21 protein-coding genes are annotated in these 23,592 nt (G+C 60.1%); 2 read left to right on the forward strand and 19 right to left on the reverse strand.

Features of this window, described 5'->3' with window-relative positions:
* Positions 1-65 precede the first annotated feature (65 nt).
* On the reverse strand, positions 66-623 hold the full coding sequence (locus tag NE637_RS03385) for a cysteine hydrolase family protein (RefSeq protein ID WP_227117684.1): 558 nt from the start codon (positions 621-623) through the stop codon (positions 66-68).
* Between the two features lie 244 nt (positions 624-867).
* Between NE637_RS03385 and NE637_RS03390 the strand changes: the two genes are divergently transcribed.
* Positions 868-1,449, forward strand: a complete 582-nt coding sequence (locus NE637_RS03390) for an FmdE family protein (protein ID WP_215647199.1) — start codon at positions 868-870, stop codon at positions 1,447-1,449.
* A gap of 11 nt (positions 1,450-1,460) precedes the next feature.
* Complete coding sequence (locus tag NE637_RS03395; protein WP_227117682.1) at positions 1,461-2,747, forward strand: glycoside hydrolase family 3 N-terminal domain-containing protein; 1,287 nt, start codon at positions 1,461-1,463, stop codon at positions 2,745-2,747.
* Positions 2,748-3,081: 334 nt separating this feature from the next.
* Here the strand turns inward: NE637_RS03395 and NE637_RS03400 are convergent, their stop codons facing one another.
* From NE637_RS03400 to NE637_RS03485, 18 genes are all read right to left on the reverse strand, one after another.
* Complete coding sequence (locus tag NE637_RS03400) at positions 3,082-4,641, reverse strand: c-type cytochrome (protein WP_227117681.1); 1,560 nt, start codon at positions 4,639-4,641, stop codon at positions 3,082-3,084.
* A 2-nt stretch (positions 4,642-4,643) separates the two neighbouring features.
* Complete coding sequence (locus NE637_RS03405; protein ID WP_227117679.1) at positions 4,644-5,996, reverse strand: cytochrome ubiquinol oxidase subunit I; 1,353 nt, start codon at positions 5,994-5,996, stop codon at positions 4,644-4,646.
* Positions 5,997-5,999: 3 nt separating this feature from the next.
* Positions 6,000-6,863 carry a c-type cytochrome gene (locus NE637_RS03410; protein WP_227117678.1) on the reverse strand — a complete coding sequence of 288 codons (864 nt, stop codon included), beginning with the start codon at positions 6,861-6,863 and terminating at the stop codon, positions 6,000-6,002.
* Positions 6,864-7,251: 388 nt separating this feature from the next.
* A complete protein-coding gene (locus NE637_RS03415) occupies positions 7,252-9,483 on the reverse strand; it encodes a sigma 54-interacting transcriptional regulator (RefSeq protein ID WP_256267572.1) in 2,232 nt (743 codons plus the stop codon).
* Positions 9,484-9,546: 63 nt separating this feature from the next.
* Positions 9,547-10,830 (reverse strand): molybdopterin molybdotransferase MoeA, encoded by a 1,284-nt coding sequence (locus tag NE637_RS03420; RefSeq protein ID WP_227117675.1) that lies wholly within the window; start codon positions 10,828-10,830, stop codon positions 9,547-9,549.
* Between the two features lies 1 nt (position 10,831).
* Positions 10,832-11,545 (reverse strand): formate dehydrogenase accessory sulfurtransferase FdhD, encoded by a 714-nt coding sequence (locus NE637_RS03425; protein WP_227117674.1) that lies wholly within the window; start codon positions 11,543-11,545, stop codon positions 10,832-10,834.
* A gap of 68 nt (positions 11,546-11,613) precedes the next feature.
* The gene (fdhF, locus tag NE637_RS03430; protein WP_256267573.1) at positions 11,614-13,812 is read right to left on the reverse strand and encodes a formate dehydrogenase subunit alpha; all 2,199 of its coding nucleotides are present in this window, start codon (positions 13,810-13,812) and stop codon (positions 11,614-11,616) included.
* Positions 13,813-13,918: 106 nt separating this feature from the next.
* The gene (locus NE637_RS03435; RefSeq protein ID WP_227117672.1) at positions 13,919-14,425 is read right to left on the reverse strand and encodes a 4Fe-4S dicluster domain-containing protein; all 507 of its coding nucleotides are present in this window, start codon (positions 14,423-14,425) and stop codon (positions 13,919-13,921) included.
* Positions 14,426-14,677: 252 nt separating this feature from the next.
* Complete coding sequence (hycI, locus tag NE637_RS03440; RefSeq protein WP_215647026.1) at positions 14,678-15,151, reverse strand: hydrogenase maturation peptidase HycI; 474 nt, start codon at positions 15,149-15,151, stop codon at positions 14,678-14,680.
* Positions 15,148-15,567, reverse strand: a complete 420-nt coding sequence (locus NE637_RS03445) for a formate hydrogenlyase maturation HycH family protein (RefSeq protein WP_227117671.1) — start codon at positions 15,565-15,567, stop codon at positions 15,148-15,150. Before NE637_RS03445 ends, hycI begins: the two co-directional genes overlap by 4 nt.
* A complete protein-coding gene (locus NE637_RS03450; protein ID WP_215647024.1) occupies positions 15,560-16,378 on the reverse strand; it encodes an NADH-quinone oxidoreductase subunit B family protein in 819 nt (272 codons plus the stop codon). The genes NE637_RS03445 and NE637_RS03450 overlap by 8 nt, the downstream gene beginning before the upstream one ends.
* 2 nt (positions 16,379-16,380) lie before the next feature.
* On the reverse strand, positions 16,381-16,905 hold the full coding sequence (locus NE637_RS03455) for a formate hydrogenlyase complex iron-sulfur subunit (protein WP_215647023.1): 525 nt from the start codon (positions 16,903-16,905) through the stop codon (positions 16,381-16,383).
* The gene (locus tag NE637_RS03460) at positions 16,899-17,033 is read right to left on the reverse strand and encodes a hypothetical protein (protein WP_256185855.1); all 135 of its coding nucleotides are present in this window, start codon (positions 17,031-17,033) and stop codon (positions 16,899-16,901) included. Before NE637_RS03460 ends, NE637_RS03455 begins: the two co-directional genes overlap by 7 nt.
* 17 nt (positions 17,034-17,050) lie before the next feature.
* Positions 17,051-18,790: a hydrogenase large subunit gene (locus NE637_RS03465; protein ID WP_227117669.1), complete on the reverse strand. Its 1,740-nt coding sequence runs from the start codon at positions 18,788-18,790 to the stop codon at positions 17,051-17,053.
* 1 nt (position 18,791) lies between these two features.
* Positions 18,792-20,432: a hydrogenase 4 subunit F gene (locus tag NE637_RS03470; RefSeq protein WP_215647021.1), complete on the reverse strand. Its 1,641-nt coding sequence runs from the start codon at positions 20,430-20,432 to the stop codon at positions 18,792-18,794.
* A gap of 3 nt (positions 20,433-20,435) precedes the next feature.
* Complete coding sequence (hyfE, locus tag NE637_RS03475) at positions 20,436-21,095, reverse strand: hydrogenase 4 membrane subunit (protein ID WP_227117667.1); 660 nt, start codon at positions 21,093-21,095, stop codon at positions 20,436-20,438.
* A gap of 2 nt (positions 21,096-21,097) precedes the next feature.
* Positions 21,098-22,594 (reverse strand): hydrogenase 4 subunit D, encoded by a 1,497-nt coding sequence (locus tag NE637_RS03480; RefSeq protein ID WP_227117666.1) that lies wholly within the window; start codon positions 22,592-22,594, stop codon positions 21,098-21,100.
* An 18-nt stretch (positions 22,595-22,612) separates the two neighbouring features.
* On the reverse strand, positions 22,613-23,590 hold the full coding sequence (locus tag NE637_RS03485; RefSeq protein ID WP_275161313.1) for a respiratory chain complex I subunit 1 family protein: 978 nt from the start codon (positions 23,588-23,590) through the stop codon (positions 22,613-22,615).
* Positions 23,591-23,592: the final 2 nt, after the last annotated feature.

A 23,592-nucleotide genomic window follows, 5' to 3' on the forward strand; every position in this document is an offset into this window, starting at 1 on the left:
ATAGGCGTTGATGTGTAGTGTAAACGGAGTGCAGCGCAGCTTATAGCAGTTTATGGATGCAATGACTAACGGCTCTGACTGATGGCCGCGCACAGTTCCTGCGTGCTGCGTACCTGAGCGAATACCTGCCCAAGGGCGGCCATGTACGCTGTCTGCACATCGGCGGCGCATACGGTTTTGCCATCGTGCGCAAGATCGCGGGTGGCACAGGCATCGTGGGCAAGATGGCAGGTGAAGCCAAGGTCAAAGGCGGCGCGGGTGGTGGTATCCACGCACATGTGGGTCATCATGCCCGCTATGGCGATGTCCGTGATATTCTGCGCCTGGAGCAGACCAAGCAGGGGGGTGTCGCGGAAGGAATTGGGAAAGTGCTTTTCCACCACGGTCTCGCCCGTCAGAGGAGCAAGACTTTCATGAATAAGCGCCCCGGTTGTGCCGGGCAGAAAAAACGTGGCAGTGGGCGCAAGAGAAATATGCTGTACATGAAAAACAGGTTTTCCAGCCTTGCGAAAAGCCTTGAGCAGCAGGGCGGCATTACTGGCCGCTGCCTCGCTGCCGCAAAGCTCCATCTTGCCGCCGGGGAAGTAATCGTTCTGAATATCTATGATTATAAGAGCCTGCATGTGAGGTGCCTCATGCGGATATGCCGCCCAAAAGGTTAGCGCGGAATGCTGGTGCATGAATCTGACCGTGTGCAACCGATAGCAGTCCGCGCTCTGCCGGGTCAAGCACTGCTGCCGCGCGTACTTGACGCTGGCCGGCAAATGATGCCAAGTGACGGAAGGCATTTTGCCTCTCGGTGCAGCCATCCTGCCTGCGCACCCCACCTTATCTTCCGCACACGGCGGGCAGCACGACGGAATACCCATGAATATCGGCGCGTATACGTTTTCGCAGTTCCACGGGATCGCAGAGGAGTTTCACGGTTGCGCGGCCCCCGGTCTGCTTATCGGCGGCTATATGGTCGAGCTTGCCAAGGGTATGCTGCCCGAAGGAACTCTCTTTGAAGCAGTGGCGGAAACCAGCAAATGCCTGCCGGACGCGGTGCAGCTGCTCAGCCTGTGCAGCACGGGCAACAACCGTTTGCATGTGCGTGATCTGGGACTCTACGCGCTCTCGCTGTACAACAAAAAGACGGGCGTGGGCGTGCGCGTGAGCATAGACCCGGCAAAACTATTCGCCTATCCGGAAATCCGTAGCTGGTTCATGAAAGAAAAGCCCAAGCATGCGCAGGATATTGTGGAGCTTGAACGGCAAATTGAAGAAGCCGGGTACAGCATCTGCAAGGTGCAGCGCGTGCAGGTGGACAAGGTTTTTCTGGGACATGGTCATATGGGCACCATCGGCATTTGCCCCCGCTGCGGCGAGGCCTATCCTCTGGATCACGGCCCGCAGTGCCTTGGCTGCCAGGGGCAGGCTCCCTACACAACGCTTGACCCTGAAAGTTGAGGCAAAAAACAGTGTTTGATGCTGTAAACAGGGGAAAATCCCCCAATGTTTCGCGCTGCTCCGACAGCCAGATTCTTTTTGCCGCCGCGCGCAAGGGTGGGGTCACGCTTTGTCTGCTTGCGCTGGCGCTGATTTCTTGTTTTTCGCCACTGCTGCGATCAGGGGCCTCGGCTGCGCAGGCCGCGCCCGCCAAGACAAGCGCGGGCAGTGCCGCGCCATCGCTGGACGTCATGATCGGCTCCATGCTCATGCTGGGCTTTCGCGGGGCGGATTTGCCCCAGGGCGATGCCTTTCTTGCGCAGGTGCGCGCCGGGCATGTGGGGCATATTATCCTGTTTGACCGGGATGTTACCACAGGCGGGGAACGTAATATCATTTCGCCCCAGCAGGTGCGGCGGCTCACAGCCTCGCTGCGGGCGGCGTCCCCCTGCCCCATGTTCATAGCTGTTGACCAGGAGGGCGGACGGGTGCGGCGGCTCAAGCCGCAACGCGGTTTTGCCGATCTGCCTTCCGCCCAGAGCATGGGCGCGGCCAGCCCTGAGAAAACCCGCGCCATTGCCCGGCAACTGGGCGTGGAACTGGCCTCGCTGGGAATTTCTGTTGATCTGGCCCCGGTGGCGGATGTGAACAGCAACCCCGCCAATCCGGCCATTGGCGCGCTGGAGCGCAGCTTCAGCCCCAATCCGGCGCTTGTGGCCGCGCACGCTCTGGCCTTTGGGCAGGGGCTGGCGCAGAGCGGCATCATCCCAGCGCTCAAGCATTTTCCCGGTCAGGGCGGCGCGCAGAAGGATTCGCATCTGGGGCTGACGGACATCACCCGCAGCTGGAACGCCAAGACTGACCTTGCTCCCTACGCACAGGCCTTTGCACAGGGCTGGCCCGGCATGGTGATGCTTGGGCACCTGTACCACAAGGGGCTTGACCCGCAATATCCTGCCACGCTTTCCCGCGCTGTTGTTGCCGACCTGTTGCGCGGGCGCATGGGCTGGCAGGGCGTGATCATCAGCGACGACATGCAGATGAAGGCCATCACCGACCATTACGGCATGGAGCAGGCAATGCTGCTGGCCGTCAACGCCGGGGTGGACATTCTGCTGTTCGGCAATAACCTGTATTGGGACGAAACCCTGCCCCGCAAAGCCTTTGATGCCTTGCGCGGGCTTGTGGAAAGCGGGCGCATTTCGCGCCAGCGGATCATGGAATCATGGCTGCGCATCACTAACCTGTACGCAAGCCGCGCCACTGCCGCCAGGGCCGCCGCCGATGGATTTTCGGCGCTCTATCCCTGGACCAGATAAAGCGGCGGAGGTTTTATGGATACATTGATTCTCCTGCTGGTGTTTGGCGGTATTGCCGCCATATACCTGCTTGCCCTCAAAAAAGGCTGGCTGCCCACAGACCGGCTGAATTGCGGTTGAATACCCTTTGACAAGCAGCGTGCCCTGCTTGATGACGAAGAACGGCGTTTGCGCAGCAAGGCCAGAAAAGCCGCCCGCAAACAGTGCAAGTAATTGATTGAAATCAAAGCCCCCGCTCCTTCATGGAACGGGGGCTTTGTTATGGGACTCTTTGAAACTGGTCAGGCAAGCCTGTATGGCGCAACGAGGCCTGAGGGCCAGCCCGCCGCCCAGGCTATTTCCCGTTCTTGTTATGCGCAGCGCGGAAGCTGTTGCAGATGATGACGAGGTCTTCGCGCACGGTCTGGGGCTGGTTCCGGTAGCCGGGCATGCCTGTGCCGGGGTAGCCCTCGGTAATGATTTTGAGGGCCTGCCCGTGGGTCAGGCTGCTGCGCGTGAAATCGGGCGGCGGGGGCTGCATGGCCCGCCCCGAGGGGCTGACGCTGCCGTTGGCCGCGTGGCATTTGGCGCAGGTGCCTATCCATACTTCAAGCGAAAGAGGGCTGATATCGCGCGGGGGCGGCGGCGTGGCTGCATACATGCCAAAGCGCTTGCCCATGACGCCCAGCAGGCTCTCCAGCTTTTCGCGGTCGAACATGCGAAAATAGGGCATGCCTGTGCCAGGGATGCCGTCGCGCACCATTTCATACACATAATCCCGGTCGGTGCGCATGGTGGTCAGGTCTGTGGCGGGGATGCGCAGGCGTGAGGCTTCCGCCCCGTCACCATGCCCGGTGAGGCCGTGGCACGGCTCGCATGCGCCGTCATAGATGGTGTCGCCATTGTCGTACACGGTGCGCAGCTTGACGGCAAAGGCGTCCAGAGCCTTCTGACTGAAAGGAGCCAGCTCCTGAACGCGCTGCTCGCGCTGGGCCGTAGCCTCGGCCTGCCCGGGGGCCAGCGCCTCGTTCTGCATGAGCTGACGGGCCAGCAGCATGGAGACGAAGATAAGGGGCAGCAGGGCCAGCAAACGATAGTCGGAAGTTGACGATTCCGGTCTCAGAATCCAGACCGCCGCGCCAAGGGCCAGAGCTCCAAGGCTTATGAGCGACAGCACCGGGACGGACAGTTGCGGTAGTATGGTTGCCAGCAGGGCCAGCCCGATGACCGCCTGAGCCGCCAGAGCGCCAAGCAGCCACTTGCGCAGCAGCGGGGCCTTCTGCTTTTCATTTCTGGCGGAGAAAAACAGGTGAAAAGCCGCGCCAAAGGCCACTGCCGCGCCCAGCACATGCAGGTAGCGCAGCACCCAGTGGGGCATCCACTGCGCGTCAAAGCGGATGCCGCGGGCGGCAAAGTCGGCCCACTCCGCAGGGCGTTCCATGAGGGTCAGCGCCCCGGTAAAGATGGCGGGCACAGTCATGAGGGCCGCAACGCCCACCAGCCCGCAAATGAGGGCCAGCCACGCGCTGGTGGCAAGCTTGTGCGCAAAACCGTCAAACAGCAGAAAGGCCGCGATCAGCAGCGGAATAATCGCCAGCCACGCATATGAAAAAAGCCCTGTAACCGTAAAAAAGGCATGCGGATGGCTTATCTGCATGAGCAGCAGCGGGCCAACGCCCAGCACCACGGCCAGACTTTTGAGGCCCATGTGCGAATGGGCCACGTGTTCGTTCCAGTGCTGATCGGGCGTAGGCTGCCGCAGCAGATCACGCAGAAAGAACAGCAGACTCAGTATGGCCGTGCCAAGCATGAGCAGCACAAAGAGCAGATGCAGGCCGAAAGTTATGAAGAGCAGCCCCTGCATCCAGCCTTCGGGCAAGGGTTTGTTGAGAAACAGGTCTGTCCATTGCTGCATGGCTACTTCTCCCTGGCGGCTTGTTGGGCGCGGCGGGAATAGTTGGAGGAAAGCTGGAACAGATACTCCGTGAGCATGGCGCGTTCCTGCTCCGAACCCACAAAGGGCGTCATGTAGGGGGCCAGCCTCTGCGTAATGCCCAGCATGGCGTTGATGCCGTCTGCCGAGCGCCCCACAAGGCGCTGATCAATGCCGTTAATGCCGCTTTCCGCATGGCAAACGCCGCAATTGGCCGCAAACAGCGTTCTGGCGGCCTGGGTTGCCGGGGGCAGATCGCCGCTGGTGTTGACCCATCGCAGCCGGGGCAACAGGGGGGCGTTCTGGGCTGCCAGAGCCTCGCTTTCCACAAGGGTTATCTGGCTGGCATGCATATAGCCTGGCATCAGGTACGGGCCGCGGATAAATTCGCGCACACGCTCAAATTCCATGACAAAGCACAGGCTCATGATCAGGGCCGGAATGCACAGCAAGCGGCATGCCAGCCGTGAGCGCCCAAGAGCCGCCAGCGCCGTCAGCAGGAGCACAAGCGCGGCAACCGCGTTGGCCGCAGGCAGAAAGTCCGGCATTTGCGAGAGATAGGATGTGGCGACCGAGAACTTCCAGTGCGTGAGATAGGTTTGCGGCACCCGCGAAAAATACACATAGGTGGCCGCTGCCGTCACAGCCAGAGAGAGCAGCAACGCTGTTCCGCAGAGGCGCAAGGCCCTGCCGCGTTCTTCCGCCGTGCCCTTGAAGCGCCAGGCGATCCAGGCCATGAGCAGCAGTATGCCCAGGCCAAGGCCGCCGCCGACACGCAAAAAGCACTGCGGCACAAAGGTGGGGTTAAAATAGGCCTCGGCAAAGCTTCTGGCCCACGGCCAGCCCTGCGGGGTAAGCATGAAGCCCAGGATGCCGGTGATAAGAACCGCAGAGATAAAGGACGCCACCACATAGCCCCAGCCAATGGCGGCCAGTGTGCCGGGTTTGTGCGTTATCAGCCGATCCCACAGGTAGTAGTAGCAGAGCAGCAGAATCACTTCGGCGGTAAAGGCGAACCACTCGATAAACCAGGGCCAGAAAAACAGGTGGATGAGCGCGCCGATGCCTTCCGGAGCGAGGCTCCCGGTCAGAATCCATATTCCCACGCCCGTGACCGCGCCCACAGAGGTGGTAACCACCACCAGCGGCCCCAGCAACCGGCGGGCAATGTCGGCCCAGAACGCGCCCTTGCCCTTCCATGTGAGGGTTTGAAAGATCACCAGCATGGTCATGAGGCCGATGGCCAGCCCGTGGCTGATATAAACGTGCAGCACCGCATTGAGGGCAATGGTCATGCCGTCGCCCACCACAGGAATATGCAGGATGGGAAAGTTCATGGCCTACTTCCCCTGCGGCGCTTTGGGCGCGCCAGTTGCCGTTGCGGGCTTTGCGGGCGCGTAATGGGGGCGGGGCTGGCCGTCCACATAGGCCGCCACGTCAAGGGCCTGTTCCGGCGTGAGGTTGGCTGCGTCCGGCGGCATGAAGCGATGGGTGTACACGGCAAAGGTGTTTATGTCGTGCATGGTGGAGCCGTCAGTGTACGCGCCATTGCCCCAGAGCGGGGGTGAACCGTCGCCCGCATCGCCGTGGCAGGCGGCGCAGTTGTCTGCATACACGCTGGCTCCGCTGGCGGCATCGGGCTTGTGGTTGCTGTCGAGCTTTGCGGGCAGGGCCCACGGCAGCTTGGCATAGACGGGAATATCTTTTGAAATCCAGTGCAGATAGGCGAGCACAGCCTGCATGGTGCGGCTGTCGAGGGCCGGGGGCGCGGCATTGAGGTTGCGCGCAAAGCAATCCTGCACTTTCTGGGCAAGATCGGCGCTGTAGCCGTGGCTGGCCAGAAAACGCGGATAGGTTGCCGCAACGCCCACAAGGGTGATGCTCGCCTTGCTGGTGCCGCCTTCGAGATGACAGGTGGCGCAAGCGAGTTCGTTGCCCACGTGCTCGGGGGCGTACTGCGCAGTATCGTTGATAATATTGTAGCCGAGCATGACGGCTTCGCGCATGTCTTCCGGCGCGTCCTGCGGCTTTGGCGGATTGAACTGCGGTTCGGCTGCCGGGCCTGCCTGCAAGGTTGCCAGCGCCTGCGGCGCAGGGGTTTGCCGCACGGCAGCCCCGTATTGGAAAAAGGCCAGCGTCCACGCGCCAAATATCAGCAGAATACAGGTGAGCGTCAGGGCGTAAAGCAGAGTGCGGTTGTTCATGGCGGCTCCGGTTAGAGCATTTTCACGTTGAAATGCTTGCGTGACGGTGGATTACCTTCGCCATGCAAGCACCTCGCAGCGCGGATTTTTACAAAAATCCATGCAGAACAGACAAACAAGCTCAATGTTGATCTGCTCCAGCGGTGACCGTGACAGAAACAGGCCAGCTTGAAGCCAAAAACAGGGCAGACCGGCCACAGGCTGAGGCCGCGAATTTTCAAGATATTATTGTAATGGGTATCAGAACTTCCCGCTATGTCAACAAGGCGGGACAAGCGTATTTTTTATATGGGCCTGAAATCTTGGGTCAAGTTGGCAAGGGGCAGCGGATTGGAGCAGGGTAGGCGCTGGCTGGCGGGGCACCCCGGCAGGGGTATGCTGGCAAAGTCTAGGCTGGCAGGGATTGACCGCGTGTTTCCAGCACGTCCTTGATGTCTATGCCCATGCGCTGCATGCGCGAGAGCAGGGTTGTGCGCTTGAGGCCCAGCATGGCGGCCACCCCGCGCGAACCCGCCATAACGCCGTTACAGGCCAGAATGGCGGCCACGATGCGGTCGCGCTCGCTGAGGGTTTCGCCGGGCTGGTGGTGGGCATCCGTATACACGGGGCGGATGGGCTGCGCAGGCGCGGGCGGCGCGCTGGCCTCCTGCTTGCGCTGGGAAATGGCCGCAACAGGGGCCGGAACCTCCAGAGGGCAGATATTCAGGCTGGGGCCGCTGGAAAGAATGACCGCGCGCTCGATGACGTTGGCAAGCTCGCGCACGTTGCCGGGCCAGGGTTGGTCGCAAAGCCAGCGCAGAGCTGCAGAAGGAATATTGGTGATGTTTTTCTTCATCTGCCGCGCCATCTGCTGCGTAAAATGCTTTGCCAGCAGGGGGATGTCTTCGCGGCGTTCGCGCAGCGGCGGAATGGCGATGGGAAAGACGTTGAGCCGGTAGAACAGATCATCCCTGAACGTGCCGTCGAGCACCATTTCCTGCAAGTTGCGGTTGGTGGCGGCCACAAGGCGCACATCCACGGAAATGACCTTGTGCCCGCCCAGGCGTTCAATCTCGCGCGATTGCAGCACACGCAGCAGTTTAGGCTGCAATTCCAGCGGGATGTCGCCAACTTCGTCCAGCATCAGGGTACTGCCGTGGGCCAGTTCAAAGCGTCCCTTGCGTTGCGCGCCGGCACCGGTAAAGGCCCCTTTTTCGTGCCCGAAAAGTTCGCTTTCCATAAGCCCCGCAGGCACTGCGGCGCAGTTCATCTTGACCATGCGCTTGGATTTGCGCGGGCTGCGGTTGTGGATGGCCTGGGCAAAAAGCTCCTTGCCTGTGCCGGTTTCGCCCAGCAGCAGCACGGTGCTGTCGCTGGAAGCCACCATGTCCACCTGCTGCAAAACGCGCATGATGGCATCGCTCTGGCCAATGATGACGCCCATGTCCGACTGGCTCTGTATCTGCTCGGAAAGATAGAGATTTTCTTGTGCAAGGTCGTTTTTCTGCACAGATATGGTGGTGTAGTCCAGGGCGTTGCGCACGGCAATGGCCACGCGCGAGGCTATCTGGGCCAGCAGACTGACGGATTCATCGGTAAAGACATCGGGATGGCGGTGGGCAAGCAGCATGGCCCCAAGGCAGTGCTGGCCAAAATGCAACGGAAACAGCCCCGCAGCCTGATTGCCGTTGCCAAGGATGAATTCCGAGGCCGGGTCTTTGCGCGAAAGCCTGGCCAAATCGCCCTGCCGCGCCAGCAAGGGGGCGTTGATATCGTGACAGCGCTTGAGCAGGCTGTTGGACAGCGAAAACGTACCCGCTGGCAACACGGGGTTTTCAGTTGATTGCGGGGGGCGGGCGCAGTGGAAGGAAAATGTGTCGTCCGTTTCGTGCAGCAGCAGGGCAAAATCGCGTATGCCGAAGAACCGCCGTATCTCGCCCGCGACCACGGCCACCATGTCGTTCATTTCAAGGGTGCCGATGGCCGTGTTGGTCACGTCCACAAGGATGCTGAAGTGGTCGCGCTCACGGCGCAGGTGTTCGGTTTCCTGGCGCACATTGTCCATGCAGAGGATGGCTGTGATGGCAGCCGTGACCACCCCTGCCAGAACACGGAAAAAAACAAGAGAATCATCGCTGAACACGCTGCCGTCTGTTTTGACAAAATCCATGGCGCAGTGACAGCCGCCCTGCGTGGAAATGGGAACAAAAAGGCAGCCGCTGGCATTGCGGTACTGGTCAAGATCAGCAATGGCGGGAAATTCCCGGCGCAGGTGCTCGCCTTCAAAGCAGGCCACTTCGGTCTGGCTCCAGAACTGGCGCAGGCCCTGCTGGGGCGTCAGGTCTTGCTCTGAAACGGCAGAGCGGTCAGCGTGCGCGTCAAGCATGTAGAGCCGCGCCTTTTCCTGCATGGGCGCGGCAATAACGATGTGTATGCGCTGAAAGGCCATGAGGGGGTCACAGCAGTTTTTCAGCATGCGCAAAAGGCTGGGAATGTCTTTTTGCAGTGGCAGCACCCGGCTGGCTGCGAGCAGGGCTTCCTGCCAGACAATAGCTGTACTTTTTACCATCTCGGAGGCGCTGGCTGTAAAAAACCCGGCTGGCGGCGTGCGTCCGGGGGGGATTCTGGACGGGATATCCACAACATTTCTCCATGCACCATAGGGCAGGATTATAGGACTGTCTACCGAGCTTGCCCGAGGGGATCAGGCAAGAATGACGTCTACCTCCATGCCTTTGCGCAAAGGAGCGCTGCCAGCGGGAATATCCACAAAACAGTTGCAGTCGTCGCACAGGGCTGGCTGCCCCATGCGTTGCGCATCGCGCGCAAAATACACATCCCTGCCTTCAAGCCGCGCCAGCACAATGCGGCGTTCGTCCTTGCGGCAGGAGCCAAAATCATTGCGGGCCACGGCCTTTTGCCGCAGGGGCGCAAAGCGCGTTGCGCCACCCATTTTCTTCAGCACTGGAACCGCCAGCAGGCCAAAGGTTGCGGCAGCAGCCACAGGATTGCCCGAAAGGCCCAGCAGCAGGGTTTGCGGCAGTGCTGCAGCCAAGGTCATGGAGCCGGGCTTGAGGCGCAGGCTCTGAAAAAGCATGCTGCCGCCCTGTTCCGCCACAATCTCTGAGGCAATGCCGGGCACAAGATCTTTGGGGCCAACAGAAGCCCCGCCCGTGGTGATGACAAGATCGCTCTCGGCCAGCATTTCGGCCAGAAGCTCCTGCAATGCCTGCCGGTTGTCGCCTCTGGTCATCATGCGGAGTATGCGCGTGCCCATTTTGCGCAGGCGCACGCCCAGCAGGGTGCTGCTGATGTTGTAAACGCCGCCCTGCGGCAGCGGAGCGCCGGGCAGCACAAGCTCGCTGCCTGTTGCCAGCAGGCTGACCCTTGGGCGGCGGAATACGCGCACATGGGTATGGCCCTGACCAGCCAGGAGGCTGAGGGTGCCGCTGTGCAGCACATCGCCGCTCTCGGCAAGAGTGCTGCCGCGTTCCATGTCCTGCCCGCACATGCGGCAGTTGCGCATGGCCGCAAGACTGCGCGAAATCACCACGGTCTGGCCATCCGCCAACGTGTCCTCCTGCCACACCACGCAGTCCGCTCCCGGAGGAAGGACTGCGCCTGTGGTCACGCGTGCCGCCTGACCGGGTTCAAGGGGCTGGCCTGGTGCATCACCGGCATAGAGGTGCTGCGTTACCAGCAGCATGGCGGGACGTTCCGCCGTGGCGCTGGCAATGTCGGAGCTGCGCAGGGCATATCCATCCACCTGAACCCGGTTGTAGGGCGGCTGAGGCAACTCGGCGCGCATATGGGCAAAACATATGCGGCCATCGGCGTCAAAAAGCGGCACTTCCTCCGATTCTGCAACTGTGGGCGTGCGCTGCAAAAGAAACTCCAGGGCTTCCTCCAGCGGCAGGCTTTCACGCTCCGGCAGGGCAGAAACATGGGGCTGTGCGTCAGCCGCAAAGGAGTGCAGGGCGCGATTCATCTCAGCATATCCTTTGCGGACAGGTGTAAATATTGATGTTGTCGCGGCGTACAAAGCCCAGCAGGGTGATGCCGTGAGCCTCGGCCATTTCTACGGAGGTGAGCGAGGGGGCTCCCGGTGCGATAAGCAGCCTTACACCGCAGGCCACAACTTTTGAGAGCATGTCAGAGGCGAGCCGCCCGCTGAAAATGAGGATTTTTCCATCCGGACTCAGCCCTTGCAGCAGCATGGCCCCAATGACCTTGTCCAGCGCGTTGTGGCGCGCGATATCCTCGCAGAAAAGCAGCAGGCCATTCGGGGTAGCCAGGGCGCAACTGTGGGCCGCGCCCGTGGCGCGGAAGAGGTCGCAGCGCTCGTTGAAGGCCAGTTGCAGCGCATGCACCTGCGCTGCGGCAAGGCGCACATCGCTGGGCGCGCTCACTGCTGGCGCAGGCGATTCCGCCACGGAGGCCTCTATGACGCGGTTTTGCTCATCAATGGAAAGCGCCCGCAGCGCGGAGATTTCATGCAAAAGCCCCAGGGTGCGGAGCCGCCCCACGGCAAGCGCGCGCAGCAGGCTGGGCATGCAGTGCAGCTCGGCCACGCAAGTGCCGTTGCAGACGAGTTCGTAGCGTTCTTCACGCAGGAGTATGTCCATGACCTCGCGGCGGCCCTGAGGCCCGACGCGGGTAATGGTGCGTTCAATACTTATGGAAGCATCCGGCGGCTGTTTCATGATTGTGGTTCCCCGCGCGGCTGCACCATGGGAGTGACCGCGCGGGGAGTTGTTGAGGGTTATCGGAGTCAGGCAGGGATTTTCTGCGCGGAGCCGTTGGCCTTTTCCTTGCGCAGGCGTTGCTTCAATTCGCTGTACACCTGCACCACATGGCTTTCAGCCCATGTCTGATCTTCTATTTTTTCAACACGGACAGGCACATACTTGTATTCCGGCGTTTTGGTGATGGGGCTCAAGACCTCGCCCACCAATTCGTTGCATGCGCCAATCCACCACTGGTAGGTCATGTACACCGCGCCCTGGTTGGTACGCGGGCTGGTCTGCGCCCTGGTGATGACCTTGGAGTGGTGCGACTGCACCCACACAAGCTCATGGTCGCGGATGCCGAGGGCTTCCGCATCCTTGTCGTTCATCTGCACAAAGCCGGGTTCGTCCGCCAGTGCCGCCAGCGCCTTGCAGTTGCCTGTCATGGAGCGGCAGGAGTAGTGGCCCACTTCGCGCACGGTAGAAAGCACCAGCGGGAACTCGGAGCTGATTTTTTCCACAGGCGGGACCCATTCCACCGTAAAAAGGTGGCCCAGGCCGTCCGGGGTTTCAAACTTGATGCTGCCGTCAGGCTGTGCGTAAAGCACCTGGGTGCCGTTGGGGGCATCCTTGGTGCAGGGCCACTGGATGTAGCCAAGCCCGCCGTTTGCATCGAGCTTTTCATAGGTCGCTTCCGCATACTTGGGCGAGAGCGAGATCAGCTCGTTCCATATCTCCCTGGTGTTGTTGTAGCGCATGGGATAGCCCATGGCTGTGGACAGACGGCAGATGATGTCCCAGTCCACCTTTACATCGCCCTGCGGTTCCACAGCCTTGTAGAAGCGCTGGAAACCACGGTCGGCAGCAGAGTACACGCCTTCGTGCTCGCCCCACGTGGTGGTGGGAAAGATCACGTCGGCCACGGCTGCTGTCTTGGTCATAAAGCAGTCCTGCACAATAAGCAGGTCAAGCTTGCTGAAGCCGCTGCGTACGCCGGAAAGGTCGGGTTCTGTCTGCAAGGGGTCTTCACCCATGCAGTAGAATGCCTTCAGCCTGCCAGCAGAAGCGCTTGCGGCGACTTCACTCAGGAAATGACCCACCTTGGGGGACATTTTTTCAACAGGAACCCCCCAGGCCTTGGCGAATTTTTCGCGCATGGCCGGGTCTGTCACGCTCTGGTAGCCCACAAACACATTGGGCAACGCGCCCATGTCGCAGGCGCCCTGCACGTTGTTCTGCCCGCGCACCGGAGCAACGCCGGTGTGGGGTTTGCCTATGTTGCCGGTAATCAGCGCCATGGAGGTCAGTGCCCGTACGGTCTCCACGCCCTGATAGAACTGGCATACGCCCATGCCCCAGTAAATGCCCGCCCCCTCTGGGGCAGTGGCATACATGCGGGCGGTCTTGCGGATGGTTTCGGCATCAATGCCCGTGATTTCCGTAACCGCTTCAGGAGGATAGTTATCCACAATGGCTTTGAGTTCTTCAAAACCCGTTGTGTACCTTTCTATGAACTCCCTGTCCGCAAGCCCCTCGTTAATGATGACGTTCATCAAGGCATTGACGAAGGCCACATTGGAACCGTTTTTCAGGGGAACATGCAGGTCGGCGATGCGCGCAGTTTCAATCTTGCGCGGATCACAGGCAATGATGGTTGCCCCTTTTTCTTTCGCCTTTACCACCCTGCGGGCGATAATGGGGTGCGAATCCGCCGGATTCCACCCAAAGATGAACAAGCATTTAGTGTCTTCAATCTCCACAATGGAGTTGCTCATTGCGCCATTGCCGACCGATTGTTGCAGACCTGCAACGGATGGGCCGTGTCAGACCCGCGCGCAGCAGTCGACATTATTGGTGCCGAGAGCCGCGCGGGCGAATTTTTGCATTATGTAGTTGGTTTCGTTGCCGGTGGAACGGGAAGAACCGGATACCATGATGGAATCGGGGCCAAATTCTTCCTTGATGGCCATAAGACGCGACGCAGTGTAGTCGATGGCCGTATCCCAGGACACAGCCTCAAACTCGCCGCCACGCTTGCGGCGGATCATGGGGTTTTTGACTCTGGGGGTCAGGATCTTGGTGTCGTTGATAAAATCCCAGCCATACAGACCCTTGAGGCACAAGGCCCCCTGGTTGGTCAGGCCGTTGGCGCCTTCTGCGCCAACCACGCGGCCATTCTCAACCAGCAGGTTGATCTTGCAGCCCGAAGCGCAGTACGGGCAGACTTCTATTACTTTTTTCATGATAACCTCTTGTATTCATTTTAACAGCGGCGAGCACTCCGCTGCTCTGGCAGGCATGTTGCGCCACATTTCAATCAGGGGCAGGTGTAACAGCACCAATGACCGCTTACTGAAATGCTGCTGTTCCTGCGGGCTGCACTTTTTCATCCTCCACCACGAACAACACATCGGTGGGGCAGGCCCGCACGCAGGAGGGGCCTTCGGGCACGCTGGCGCACAGATCGCATTTTTGCGCCAGGGCCTTGCGGCTGAATCCCATCGGTTTGCCGCATACTGTACGGCGCACCTTGTGGCTTGTGACCCGCATGACCCCATAAAGGCAGGCCATGATGCAGGCCTTGCAGCCTATGCACTTGTGCCGCAGCACGGTGACGCTCTCGCTGTCGGCAACAATGGCCCCGCAGGGGCAGGCCGATGCGCATGGGGCGTCCTCGCACTGGCGGCAGGCAACCGGAGTGCTGATGTCTTCGTGCTTCAGGATGGCGACTCTGGCTTTGAAGTCAGAGGCGGTCATGTCTTCAATACGCAGTTCACTGTGCGCCAGGGCGCAGGCTATCTCACAGGTGCGGCAGCCTATGCAGCGCCCTGGATTGGCCGCTATGCGTTTTTTCATAGAAAGCCCTTGCTTGTTTTACGGCTCGACGTGGGGCCGGCCAGTATTCGTTAAAATGCAACAAGAATGCCAGTATGTTGCAAAAATGATCTGGTATTTTGCATTGTTACGATTGATGTAAAAACCGTGTACGCGCAGGTTCGTCAAAAGTGTCGAGCTGTCGAATGTTAAACTTGTGTGAAATTTATAACAATCGCTATTACTCCAGACAGTTAGCCGAATTGGCCCTGTTTCGTCATTTTTGACGAAGGATCAGGCCAGCCAGGGAATGTCGCCTAGGCCGTCCGCCAGCCCCGCATGAATACGCTCCACCGCATGCTGCACAGCATCGGTAACAGGCAGACAAAAGCCCACTTCCTGCGGCTGGATGCCCAGAAATACAACCTGTTCAATCTCCCGCTCCAGTTCGTCCATAATGAAGGAGAGGGGCATGTTGTGCGTGCTGGCTATACCCATGGAGCGAATGCGCTCCTTGTCCACAAAGCGCATCTCACCGGGGGCAAGCCCGAGGGTGGCAACGTCCACAATGAGCAGACGCCGGGGCTTCATGGCTTTGACCGAGTAGGTGACGTTTTCAGGCATGGAGCCGCCGTCCACCACAGTCCAGCCCGGCACAGGGTTTGCCTCCATGCGTTCGCACAAAAGCGGGCCTGCGCCGTCATCGCCCATGAGGCTGTTGCCCACGGTCAGCACCACATTGCAGTCTTGGGGGGCGGGGGCTGTCATTCCATCCTCCGGGGCAGTTGCACCATGAGGTAGAGCGCAGGCTCGCGCTGAATGGCGGCCAGTTGCTCCATGAGTACAGCGCTCCAGCCCTTGTATGGCTCGTCCATGCCGGGCATGGCTTCGGCAAAAGCCTTGCCCAGCATGCCCGCATGGTTCGCGTCAATATGGATTTCGCCAAAGGTCAGCAGGCCGCTCATCTTGCGGCGGGCCTCACCTTCCGGCAGCAGGCCCACCCATGCTTCGTAGGCGTCCTTGGGGCATTCCAGCACTTTGACGAGGCAGTCGATAACTCCCACGTGATGCCCGATGGCAAGGGAGTAGTACATGACCTGCTTGGTAGCGTCAGACTCGGGAAGATCCTTCTGCGTATCCAGAAACTTTCGCCGCAGCGCGTGGAAGCTGACCACCTCAGTCATGGTAGATCCCCTGATCCTGCTCAACGTTCAGGCTGTCGAAAAACACTTCGCGCAGGCGGAAGAGAATTTCCGTCAGGCGGGGGTCTTCGGCATCGCGAATCCATTTTTGCAGGTTTGCTTCAAGGGCGGCGGTGCTTCCGGCCTCAAGGCACTGGAAGAACCTGTCGCTGATTTCCCTGCCCTGGCGGTAGCCAGCCAGCAGACGCGCCTCGCGTTCAATCCGCACGCGGATGTCGAGCGGGGCATCGGGCAGCAGGGGCGCTGGAGCGGCTGCGCCGGATTCCTCGTGATTGCGCTCCTTGAGCTTCTGATCCAGCAGGCCAAGGGCCATGGCAAAGCCATAGATCGTAGCCTGCGGGGTTGGCGGGCAGCCGGGAATGTACACGTCAATGGGCACAATCTTGTCGCTGCCGCCCCACACGGAATACATGTCGTGGAAGATGCCGCCGCTGCACCCGCAGGCACCGTAAGAGACGCATATCTTGGGGTCAGGCGCGTTGTGAAAGGCGCGCAGGGCGGGCATGCGCATGGCGCGGGTAACAGCGCCCGTGAACAGCAGAATATCTGCATGGCGGGGCGAAGGAACCACCTTGATGCCGAAACGCTCGGCATCAAAAATGGACGTGATGGACGCGAAGATTTCAATTTCGCAGCCGTTGCAGCCGCCGCAGTCGATGCGGTATACGTAGGCGGAGCGCTGAATGCGCTGCAAAAGCGCTCCCTTGAGCGCGGCTATGGAATCCTCAACGCTGACGGGTTCGGTTTTGTAGTGCGAGATACCGGGCGCGTAGGCATAGGGAACGATGGACATGGCTATACCTCCTGCCGGGGCTTGAGGCCGAGGGTCTGCTTGCGCTTGCACTGGGGGCAGGTTTCAAACTGCCGCCTCTGGTCGGGGTCTTCCTCCGTAACGCCGTCAGCCTGCATGGTCAGGGCCAGCGCGTAGTCCACCTCTTTTTGCGGGGCAAAGGGGGTGCCGCACTGGCGGCAGTGGCACAGGCTGAAGGTGCAGCGTTCATAAAGGTCGTCCTTGCGCATGACGGCAAGTTCAAACTCCTGCGAGAGGCGCAAGGCCCTGGTGGGGCAAACCTCTTCGCAGCGACCGCAAAAGATGCAGCGCCCGGCGCAAAACTGCCAGGTGCGCACGCCCTTTTCCAGATCGGTTTCAATAGTCAGGGCATTGGGCGGGCAGGCGATGGCGCAGGCCGCACAGGCAATGCAGCGCTTGGGGTCATATTCCGGCTTGCCGCGGAAAGTGGGCGTGAATTCGGCAGGCGCGAAGGGATACTTGATCGTTACCTCGCCTGCATCACGGACTATTTTGAGTAATTTCAGCATGACAGCGCCTCCTCAAGCATGTTGCGCATGTGCATGGCCGCCGTAGCGGCGCAACGCCGGGCCGCCCGTATGACGGGGGCCGTACTGCGCTGCCGCGCGCGGTTCTGGTGGATGTTCGTGGTTTTCATACGCGTTGCCACATGCTTCAGGGCAGAGGTGAATGTTTGCGGTCAATGCCGTACTGCTCAAAGTCTTGATACGATACGGTCTTGGCCTTCTTTTTGCGCACATCCACAAGGGTGACGCGGTCTGTGCAGGAATAGCAGGGGTCAAGGCTGCCGATGATGAGGGCGGCGTCCGAAACCGTATTGCCGCGCAGGGCGTAGCGCAGCACCGGCCAGTTGGCGTAGGTGGCCGCGCGGCAGCGCCAGCGGAATATCTTCTGGTTGTTGCCGGTCATGCTCCAGTGCACGTCTTCGCCGCGAGGGGCCTCGGTAAAGCCCAGAGCGAACTTGTGGGGCGTGTAGGTGAAGCCTTCGGTCAGCACCGGGCCGCCGGGCATGTTGTCCAGCACGTAGCGGCACTGGGCGATGGAGTCGAACACTTCCTTCACCCGCACAAGCGCGCGGGAGAAGATGTCGCAACCGTCAAAGGAGAAGACGTTGACGGGAATATGGGCGTAGCCTTCAAAGGGATGATCGGCGCGCACATCCCGTGCAAAGCCGCTGCCGCGGATCATGGGGCCAACGGGGCTGTAGTCGCGGGCCACCTTGCGGTCGAGAATGCCCACGCCCTTGGTGCGCTGTTCAAAGTTGGTGGTGCTGAGGAGCATGTCCACCAGCTCGGCCACTTCCTTTTCAATGGAATTGAGCAGGTCCGTGGTAGTTTTGCGCGCATCGGCCAGAATATCGTTGCGGATGCCGCCGATAAGGTTGAGACCGTAGGTCTTGCGCGACCCGGTGAGCAGCTCGGCAATGGTCATGGATTTTTCACGCACGCGGAAGAACTGCTGAAAGCCGGAGTCAAAGCCCGTAAAGTGGCAGACAAGGCCGAGGTTCAGCAGATGGCTGTGCAGGCGTTCCGCCTCCAGCAGCAGGGTGCGTATCCAGCGGGCGCGCATGGGCACGTTGATGTCCAGGGCGTTTTCCACCGAGTTGGCGTAGGCGATGCTGTGGGCATAGCCGCAGATGCCGCACACGCGCTCGGCCAGAAAGGTGATTTCGTGGTAGCCCATGCGTACTTCCGCAGCTTTTTCCATGCCGCGATGCACATAGAACATGCGGTAGTCGGCATCCACCACGTTTTCGCCGTCAACAAACAGGCGGAAGTGCCCGGGTTCGTCAGAAGTGACGTGCATGGGGCCAATTGGCAGAATGCGGTTTTTACTGCTGCCCAGCTCGTTGATGAAGTCGTAGGTTTCCGTGTCCGTGGTGGGCGCGGGGCGCTGGCGGTAGTCCATGCAGTCCTTGCGCAGAGGGTGCAGGTTGTCCGGCCAGTCGTCGGGCAGCACCAGACGGCGCGCATCGGGCAGGCCCACGGGTGTGAGGCCGTACATGTCGCGGATTTCGCGCTCGCCCCACACGGCGGCGGGCACCCTGGCCGTGACGGAAGGGAACTCCTGCCGGTCGGCGTCCACGAAGGCACGTACAACTATCCAGCATTTTTCGCCTTCTTCCATGGAAAGGGCGTAGTAGATGGCAAAGCTGCCGTTGAGCGTGCGTTCGTCGTTGCCAAAAACCACCGGCAGCCAGCCGCCCTGATCGTAATAAAGGTAGGAAACCACATCGGGCAGAGCCTCCAGCTTGACCGTGATGGTGAGCTGGTTGCTGGTTTGCCGTTCTTCATCAAGAACAGCATAGGGAAAGCGCTGCCGCACGTTTGCCACATACCCTGCGCCGCGATTGCCGCTGGCGGGGTGTTGGGTCTGTTCCGTGGTCGTGCTCACGTTATATCTCCTGACGGGAAGAAGTTTGCTTTGCGTCGTCGGCTTCCGCCGCATCCGCCGTATCGTGGGAAGCGGCGCGTACCATGTCGCGCAGGGCGGGCTGCACCTGGGCCGTGGCGGTATTTTTATCCAGCACGATGCTGGTGGCTGCGTTGAGCATGTTCACCACAGGGGCGGGCGTGCAGGTGCCCATAACTAGCAGCAGGCCCAGCAGCACGGCGGCGGGGATAAGGGTCATGCTGCCCTGTTCGCCTTTTGCGATGGATTCCGGCGCTTGGCCGGAGAGCGTCACCGCCACCAGATGCACCAGCGCTCCCAGAGCGACCATGAGCAGCACGGCAAGAGCCGCAACCAGATACATGTGACCGGCGGTGATGCCGGAAACGACCACCATGAATTCGCTCAGGAACACGCTGAACGGCGGCAGGCCGCCTAGAGCCAGGGTTCCCGCTGCCAGAAACACGGCGGAAACAGGCATGATCTTGAGCATGCCGCGCACGGTGGTCATGTCGCGCGTGCCGTACTTGAGCAGCACGTTGCCCGACACGCAGAACACCAGACCTTTGGCAAGGCTGTGGCTGATAACGTGGAACAGGGCGGCAAAGATGCCCAGCGGGCCGCCAAAGCCAAGGCCCACGGCGATGATGCCCATGTTTTCAACACTGCAATAAGCATAGCGGCGCTTGATGTCGTTTTGCGAGATCATGCTGAACGCCGCTACAAGTATGGAAAGCAGACCGAAAACCAGCAGCATGTTTTGCGGCACAGCGCTTGAGATGCTGCGGCTGATAAGGATGTAGTAGCGCAGGATGACCAGCATGGCCGCCTTGAGCAGCACGGCGGAAAGCAGGGCGCTGGTGGGGCTTGGGGCTTCGCTGTGGGCATCGGGCAGCCATGCGTGCATGGGGAACAGCCCGGCCTTGGTGCCAAAGCCGATCAGTACGAACACAAAGGCCAGATACATGAGGGTGTGATCAAGGCCGTCCGCATAGCGCAGGGCTTCGGTCCAGAATATGGCGTCAGAGGGGTCAAGCCCCTGGGCGGTCATGGCTGCGGAGGCGTTGGAATACACCAGCACCGTGCCGTAGAGGCCAAAGGCCACGCCCACGGTGCAGATGACAATGTACTTCCAGGCAGCTTCAAGCGAGGAATTCTGCCCGTAAATGCCCACCAGAAAGGCCGAGGCAAGGGTGGTGGCTTCCACGCCAGCCCACATGAGGATCAGGTTGTTGGTGGTGATCACCGAAACCATGGTGAAGATAAACAGGTGGAAAAAGCCGTAATAGTTGCAGAGCGTGGGCACGGAAACTTCGCCGTGGTCCACTTCCTGCTTCATGTATCCGTAGGAATACAGGCCGGTAATGGTGCCAAGCACGGCCAGCACGGCCAGAAACATGGCCGAAAGGCTGTCGAGATACAGCCACTTGCCGGCGGCAAAAAGAGCGCCATGCTCATATACACTGCTTACAAGTCCGTAGGCCGTGACCAGAAGGGCCGCGCAGCCTGCCGTATTGATGATGTTGACCACGGCGCGTATGCCGCGCCCGCAGAAGGCGCAGGCAAAGCACAGCAGCGACGTGATCAATGGCGCGGCGAGCAGCAGGTAAAAAAGCATGGGGTTGCTGTTGGTCATGACATTCATGGCTCACCCCTTCAGCGCGGAAAGATCATGCGCGCGCAGCGTGTTCATGGTGGTGAAGATGCGGCGCACCATGTAAACCATGATGATAACCGCGAAGATGGCGTCTGTGGAAATGCCAATTTCCACAAGATGCGGGGCCTGGTTGGCCAGCAGGGCCAGGGTCATGTGCGCGCCGTTTTCCATCAGGCAATAGCCGAATATCTGCTTGATGATGTTGCGCTGCACCACAATGCACATAACGCCGATCATGAAGTGACCAAGCGATACGGCCAGTACAGGCTCAAGACCGTGCTGGGTAATGATGGGCACCTGAACCGTGCTCACCACAAAGTGGCACAAGAGCAGCAGAACGGCTGACAGTATGACGACCACAGATGTGGGAATGACCATTCCCTGCGCTTCAGGGTCGCTCATTTTGCCGAGGGCCTTGTACATTATCAGCGGCACAAGGATGACCTTGGTCAGAACGGCGGTTCCGGCCCAGGTATACAACTCGTGCGCCTGCATCAGGCCGCCCAACGCAATGAACGAGAGCACCAGCACGGCAGACTGCACAGCGTACAGCAAGGCGGATGTTGTGGCTTTTTTGCAGGTGACCACCATCAGGGATGTGACCACCAAAAGCCCCGCGAGATTGTTGATGATTATACTTGAACTCAACATGCTTAGCCTCCGTGGTTCAACCAGTAAACGGCCATGATGCTGGAACAGAACGACATGAAAACAAGGATGGCCAGCACCAGCTTCATGGCGGCGGGCACAGGCTGCGCCTGCGCCACAACCTCAGAGGGTTTGCCGGGTACAGTCTTGCCGAACCAGTAGAGGAACCAGGCAAAGCTGCCCACGGATTCGATCATGACCAGCACCGTCAGCACCAGCACCAGCCAGTGGGTTGAGCCAAGGGCAAAACCAGTGGTGAAGATGGGGTACTTGCTGAAAAAGCCATTGAGCGGCGGCACGCCGGTGATGGCCAGTGCCGCCACGCAAAAGCCCACGCCCAGCAGAGGCAGGCGTGACAGGATTCCCTGCAACTGGGTGAGGGTGCGCGTGCCGCATGTGTAGCTGAGCGCGCCAGCAACAAGGAAAAACAGGCTCTTGGCAAAAGCGTGGTTGAAAATGTAGGCGATCGCGCCAAACAGCAGCACCGTATTGCGCAGAACAGGGTCCGTGCACAGGGCGGCCAGAGAAATGGCAAAGAAGATGTACGAAAGATGGGTGATGGTGGAATAGGCCAGCAGACGCTTCATGTCGGTCTGCGGCAGGTACATGATGAAGCCGTATATAAGGGTTATCACGGCCATGACCATACCCACCTGACCAACAACCGGGGGAATGTCCCCGGCAGCCATGACGGCGCGGGCAAAGATGAACACGCCCACCTTGACCATGGATGCCGCGTGCAGGTAGGCGCTCACCGGGGTGGGCGCTTCCATGGCGTCGGGCAGCCACATATGCATGGGAATCTGGGCGGACTTGCCCCAGGCCGCAAAGAGTACGCCGCCCACGACGATGATCTTGGCTGTGTCGCCAAGCCCGGCAATGCCGGAAAGGGCGAAGGAGCCTGTTTCATGGAACAGCCATGCCGCAGCCACATACAGGCCCAGAGCGCCAAGGTGGGTCACCAGCAGGGCCTTCATGGCCGAACGTAGCGACTTGGGCGTCTGGTAGTAACCAATCAGACCCCACGAGCAGCCGCCGGTGATTTCAAAGAACAGCAGCTGGCCAAAGAGGGTTGAGGACAGCGTAAGCCCGGCCATTGCGCCGATAAAGGCCAGCATGATGGCGTAAAAACGGGTGGTGCCTTCATGCGGATGCTCGCGGTTGCCCTTGGTCAGGTAGGCTGTGGAATACAGCACCACCAGAAAACCGAGAAAAACCACGGCAAAGCAGATGAGCGTGCTTACCCTGTCTACGAGTACGCCGAATATTTCCACTGTGTGCCCAGCCCCGCCAAACATGGCGGAGTTGTAACTCACAAGGCTGAATGTGCAGTTTTCGGGCATACCTGCGTTGAAGTATGCCAGACCAAGGGCCGCGCTGCCTGCCGAAGCGGCAAGGGCAACCACCAGCGCCAGCGCCCGTGCCGCGCGATACGGCAAACAGGCGGCGAGCAACGCGCCGATGAACGGTATCAGGATTGTTGCCAGTGCAATTTTATCCATGACTTCTTCCTCGACGCCCTAGAGCTTGCTGAAGTAAAAGACGAATGCCAGGGCCGCCACGCCGAAACCGGACCATGTGACGCGCGGGGTCAGCAAAAAGCGCCCGCGCGCAAGGCTGTTTTCGTACAGCGAGGCCAGCACAAAAATGACCAGCAGCTTCAGAACGAATATGACTGTGGCGGTCAGCACGGATACAACGCTGAGGCTCTCGGGCGTTACATTGCCAAAGGGCAGAAACACGCTGATGAACACGCTGGCCACAACTGCCTGCTTGAACTTCACGCCAAGGCAGACCAGGGCAAGACCGGGGCCGGAATACTCGGTCAGCGGGCCTTCCTGAAGCTCCTGTTCCGCTTCGGGGTAGTCAAAGGGGATCTTGCCCATTTCAATAAACACGGCAAAGGCGCAGGCCACCATGGCCAGTGCCGCTGCCGTGGGCATGGAGCCGCCCCAGTTCTGGCGGAATATCTCGCTGATGACGCCGAGGTTGGTGGAACCAGCAATAAGGGCCGCCACCAGCAGGGCCAGCATGAGCACAGGCTCCACCAGTACGCCCAGCAACATTTCGCGGCTTGCGCCCATGCCCGCAAAGGGGCTGCCGGAATCAAGCCCGGAAAGGGCGAAGAAAAAGCGGTAGAGAGCGAAAAGATACAGCAAGGTTATCAGATCTGCCGCGCTCGCCATCTGGGAGCCGGTCACGATCAGGGGCAGCGTCATGGCGATGGCCGCTGCGCTGGCAATGAGCACAAAGGGCATGATGCGGAAAATGATGCCCGACTGCGCAGGGGCCACTTCCTGCCGGGTCATGAGTTTGGCCAGGTCTCGGTAGTCCTGTAACACGCCAGCTGCCCCCAGGGGGCCAAGGCGCGAGTGCATTCTGGCCCGGATTTTACGCGAAATGCCGGACAGCAGAGGGGCCAGCAAAAGCAGAAGCAAGGTCTGCGCTGCGGCCAGCAGCAAGGATACCGGCCAGGACAAGGATTGCATGGTAAACATGA

This window comes from Desulfovibrio desulfuricans, from assembly GCF_024460775.1.
Taxonomy (GTDB): domain Bacteria; phylum Desulfobacterota; class Desulfovibrionia; order Desulfovibrionales; family Desulfovibrionaceae; genus Desulfovibrio; species Desulfovibrio desulfuricans_E.

Coding starts and splice junctions, on each gene's coding strand:
- NE637_RS03385 (WP_227117684.1), bottom strand. CDS start 623: ATGCAGGCTCTTATAATCATAGATATTCAGAACGATTACTTCCCCGGC.
- NE637_RS03390 (WP_215647199.1), top strand. CDS start 868: ATGAATATCGGCGCGTATACGTTTTCGCAGTTCCACGGGATCGCAGAG.
- NE637_RS03400 (WP_227117681.1), bottom strand. CDS start 4,641: ATGCAGCAATGGACAGACCTGTTTCTCAACAAACCCTTGCCCGAAGGC.
- NE637_RS03405 (WP_227117679.1), bottom strand. CDS start 5,996: ATGAACTTTCCCATCCTGCATATTCCTGTGGTGGGCGACGGCATGACC.
- NE637_RS03410 (WP_227117678.1), bottom strand. CDS start 6,863: ATGAACAACCGCACTCTGCTTTACGCCCTGACGCTCACCTGTATTCTG.
- NE637_RS03420 (WP_227117675.1), bottom strand. CDS start 10,830: ATGAATCGCGCCCTGCACTCCTTTGCGGCTGACGCACAGCCCCATGTT.
- NE637_RS03425 (WP_227117674.1), bottom strand. CDS start 11,545: ATGAAACAGCCGCCGGATGCTTCCATAAGTATTGAACGCACCATTACC.
- NE637_RS03435 (WP_227117672.1), bottom strand. CDS start 14,425: ATGAAAAAACGCATAGCGGCCAATCCAGGGCGCTGCATAGGCTGCCGC.
- hycI (WP_215647026.1), bottom strand. CDS start 15,151: ATGACAGCCCCCGCCCCCCAAGACTGCAATGTGGTGCTGACCGTGGGC.
- NE637_RS03445 (WP_227117671.1), bottom strand. CDS start 15,567: ATGACTGAGGTGGTCAGCTTCCACGCGCTGCGGCGAAAGTTTCTGGAT.
- NE637_RS03450 (WP_215647024.1), bottom strand. CDS start 16,378: ATGTCCATCGTTCCCTATGCCTACGCGCCCGGTATCTCGCACTACAAA.
- NE637_RS03455 (WP_215647023.1), bottom strand. CDS start 16,905: ATGCTGAAATTACTCAAAATAGTCCGTGATGCAGGCGAGGTAACGATC.
- NE637_RS03460 (WP_256185855.1), bottom strand. CDS start 17,033: ATGAAAACCACGAACATCCACCAGAACCGCGCGCGGCAGCGCAGTACG.
- NE637_RS03470 (WP_215647021.1), bottom strand. CDS start 20,432: ATGAATGTCATGACCAACAGCAACCCCATGCTTTTTTACCTGCTGCTC.
- hyfE (WP_227117667.1), bottom strand. CDS start 21,095: ATGTTGAGTTCAAGTATAATCATCAACAATCTCGCGGGGCTTTTGGTG.
- NE637_RS03480 (WP_227117666.1), bottom strand. CDS start 22,594: ATGGATAAAATTGCACTGGCAACAATCCTGATACCGTTCATCGGCGCG.
- NE637_RS03485 (WP_275161313.1), bottom strand. CDS start 23,590: ATGTTTACCATGCAATCCTTGTCCTGGCCGGTATCCTTGCTGCTGGCC.